The 891-nt window shown below is 35.7% G+C and carries 2 protein-coding genes; one reads left to right on the top strand and one right to left on the bottom strand.

The window, feature by feature from the left end; all coding sequences use genetic code 11:
• Positions 1–185: hypothetical protein (locus IQR33_RS33190; RefSeq protein ID WP_228013896.1), on the bottom strand; the 185-nt coding region annotated here is incomplete at its 3' end.
• A gap of 344 nt (positions 186–529) precedes the next feature.
• On the opposite strand from IQR33_RS33190, the gene IQR33_RS33185 reads away from it, so the two are divergent.
• Positions 530–891: hypothetical protein (locus IQR33_RS33185; RefSeq protein ID WP_228013916.1), on the top strand; the 362-nt coding region annotated here is incomplete at its 3' end.

Below are 891 nucleotides of genomic sequence, written 5' to 3'. Positions count from 1 at the left end.
AGCCTAGCGCTACGGTCTGAAACATAGCTTTCTTTTGAATTAAGCCTAACGTCACGATGATTAATACCTAACCGTGAAACTAATTCAAGATTAGCCTCACGATTGATTAAATATGCCGCACCACCTTCATTCTGTTTTGTAGCGAATATGTCGGAGAACAGTTCGCTGTAATGATTCTTATCCATTAATACTTTCTAATTTTTGAGAATAGACGCAAATAATCATGTGACTTGTATCTAAACATTAACTGCCGTTATGTCTAATTTTCACCCATGAAGAGTGAAACTTAAATAAATTTTCATCATTTGTTGCATATGTGTGAGCTATATCCCTATTTGTAGGTCGCATTACGCAAATATTTCTACAATTTGTTGAGTAATTAGTCTATTGAACCGATATCACTTCTGAGACTAGCAAATTGAAACTAACATTTGACTCAATAATAAGCCTATGCTAGCAGCTTTCGCTATTGTATTTTAGACAAAAATGGCATAGATTTATGCTATTATTTGCTATTAGACATCTTATTGTGTTCGAACTAATTAAAGAAAAAATATTGGGTTTGGCTTCCATACTCATCACTTCTTTCGCTGCTACATATTATTTGTCCGCGAGTTATACATTCGGTGTTTTCACGAGTGCCTTATTTGGCATCGCATATTTGTACTTTATGCAACGGCAACAACAACAATCGGTTAGAAGAAAGGAAGCACAAGCGAAGATACGTGGGTTTGGTTATACAAACTCAATTTCCTCTCAGATAGAAAGACCCTCTAATGCCAGTAGATCTCACAGTTCTCCGACTCTGAATGAACAAAACCCATTTAACTTCTCTGAAGAAGAAGTTCAGGCTTTCAAATTATTAGGGCTACCTATTACGTCCCTCAATAT

Source organism: Vibrio sp. OPT46 (genome assembly GCF_015163535.1).
GTDB lineage: Bacteria > Pseudomonadota > Gammaproteobacteria > Enterobacterales > Vibrionaceae > Vibrio > Vibrio alginolyticus.
The sequence above is the reverse complement of the archived record's forward strand: the minus strand, read 5'-3'. Positions and strand labels throughout refer to the sequence as shown.